2 protein-coding genes are annotated in these 2,564 nt (G+C 66.1%); both read left to right on the forward strand.

The features are described from left to right. The coding region (locus GT030_RS32330; RefSeq protein ID WP_161204126.1) for a helix-turn-helix transcriptional regulator at positions 1-353 on the forward strand (353 nt) is incomplete at its 5' end. A gap of 530 nt (positions 354-883) precedes the next feature. Next, the gene (locus GT030_RS32335; protein WP_161204127.1) at positions 884-2,317 is read left to right on the forward strand and encodes a recombinase family protein; all 1,434 of its coding nucleotides are present in this window, start codon (positions 884-886) and stop codon (positions 2,315-2,317) included. The last annotated feature ends 247 nt before the right edge of the window (positions 2,318-2,564 follow it).

Genomic DNA, 2,564 nt, shown 5'->3' on the forward strand with positions numbered 1-2,564 from the left:
CGCTGGCCCGCCTGTCCGGCGACGCACCCGCGCTGCGCGAGGCCCTGGCGGCCTTCGAGGCCCTGGACGCCCGGCCGGCCGTGGCACGCACCCGCGCCGTGATGCGCGCCCAGGGGGTCCGCCCGATCCGGCGCGGCGCACGGGCGGCCACCCGGGCCAACCCGTACGGGCTGACCAACCGGGAGCTGGACGTCCTCAAGCTGCTGAACGAGGGCCTGTCGGACGCCGAGATCGCCGCCCGCCTCTACATCACGCCCAAGACCGCCGGGCACCACGTGGGCGCGGTACTGGCCAAGCTCGGCGTCCACACGCGTCACGACGCCGCCCGCAAACTGCACCCTCCCGAGCCGTGACAGGGGTTTTGTGATGAGCATCAGGAAAGCAGCGAGCCGGAACGCCGGTGCTGTGGCCGCGGCTTTCTGCGTTTGCTGCATCTCACTCGGTGCGTGGGGTGCACCCGGTGCAGCAGCGAGCGAATCGGGCGCCCGGTGGGAGAACTCGCCCACCGCAGCCGCGAATTCGGTGCCCCAGTGCTATGCGACGCGCGGTGCTCCGAAGGAGATCGTGTGCTACCGGCATTCGTGGAAGGCCGAGTACAGGCACGGCGACGTGGTCTATGTGCCCATACTCATCGAGGTCCCCAGGCCCGCACATCCGGCGTCCGTGGTGATCGTCGACCGCTTGGACGACATTCGTCCGAGCGGCACCTGACGCCATGCGGGCATGCGGGCCTACCGGGCATGCGGCGACTGTCTTACAGAGCGTCCTTCGAGGGCGTGACCGGAGTGCCCGCCTTACGGCAGGGCGGCTCGACGCTCCAGGCTGACTTGACTTAATGACGGTAGTAGTCTGACCTTGCTCACAGGCAGGGGGAGGACCGACCGTGGCACGCAGGGTAGGGGTCTACACCCGGATCTCGCGGGACGACGAGGGCGAGTCTCTGGGGGTCGCCAGGCAGCAACAGGACTGCGAACGCCTCGCGGACCTTCGATCGTGGCAGGTCGTGAAGACCTACGAGGACAACGACGTGTCGGCGTTCAAGCGCAACGTCGTCCGCGACGAGTTCGAGCTGATGCTGAGGGATCTCCGCGCCGGCCTCATTGACGGCATCGTGGCCTACGACTTGGACCGGCTCGCCCGGCAGCCGCGGGACCTGGAACGCCTCATCGAGATCTTCGACGAGCGACCCCGGTTGGAGTTCGCCACTGTCACGAACGACATCAACCTTGGATCGCCGGACGGTCGCACCATGGCCCGCATCATGGTCGCGTTCGCCAACAAGTCGTCACACGACGCGTCACGCCGGATCAAGCGCAAGCACCTGGAGTTGGCCCAACAGGGCAAGGACAGCGGTGGACCGGCGCCGTACGGCTGGAGCAAGGATGACCGCACCAAGGTCGACCCGGAGGCCGCCGAAGCCATCCGCGAGGCACAGCGCGAAGTTCTCGCCGGCGTCCGCATTGGAACCATCCGGACCCGATGGCAGCAAGAGGGCTTGGGCAACCCGCGCGCAGGTACCAAGCGCATGGCCCACCACCACGTCGAGCAGATCCTGACCAACCCCAGACTGGTCGGCTACCGGACGTACCACGGTGAAATCCTGGTAGGCGAAGACGGCGAACCGGTCAAGGGCAACTGGGAGCGGATCAACACCCTGGAAGAGTGGGAAGCTGTCTGCGCGGCCGTCGCCGAGCGGAAGGAGAAGCATCCCGGCAAGTCCCTCGCCCGTAAGTACCTGCTCTCAGGCATTGCCCGGTGCGGACTGTGCAAGACGAAGATTCGAGGGCAGATCAACAGTCGCTGGCAGCCAGGTTCGAAGGCCGCGAGATACGCGTACCAGTGCTCCGTGGTGAACGGCGGATGTGGCAAGGTCGGAAGGGTTGGAGAGCCCGTCGACAGGCTCATAGCCCAACTGGCACTCGAAGAACAGCGCGCGCGAGCAGCAGTAACCGCCGTTCCGGCCGATCGACGATGGGCGCGCGAGGACGAGTTGCAGCAGGTCTCCCAAGACATCGCCCAACTCGTGGATGCCGAACGCTCGAAACAGATCACGGTGGCCACCCTTTTGCAGCTCTTGCCGACTAAAGAGCGGCTGCGCGACGAACTCAAATTAGAGCGGGCCCGCTTCTACAAGGAGCAGAAGCAGGCCGAGGCCAAAGGCGATGCGGCGAACCTGACCGTCGAAGAGTTCTTTGCGCTGCCAGTCGAACGCCAACAAGAGATCGTGTTGCACAGCCTCTCAGCCGTGATCATTCACCCGGCCGGACGAGGACGCCGGAAGTTCGACCCCAGCCTGATCGAACCCGTCTGGCGGTGACGGTCAGGCCCGCCCCTGCAACACGAGGGCACGGCGTACCCACTCGTCATCCCGCTCAGGAGCACGGCGAAGGTGCATCCGCAGCCACTCATCAGTGCTCATGACCTCACGCTGAGCCGTCGCCTTACGGGACTTCGGGCTACTGGTCTGACTCATCAAGGGCACCTCCTGCCAGTTCTTCGCGAGCGATCTCGCGGTTGTGCTGGATGTCGCGGCGGATGTTGGCGGCGAGCCAGGATTCGCCGGG

Origin of the sequence: Streptomyces sp. SID1328, from assembly GCF_009865595.1 — a bacterium.
GTDB classification, from domain to species: Bacteria; Actinomycetota; Actinomycetes; order Streptomycetales; family Streptomycetaceae; genus Streptomyces; species Streptomyces griseoluteus.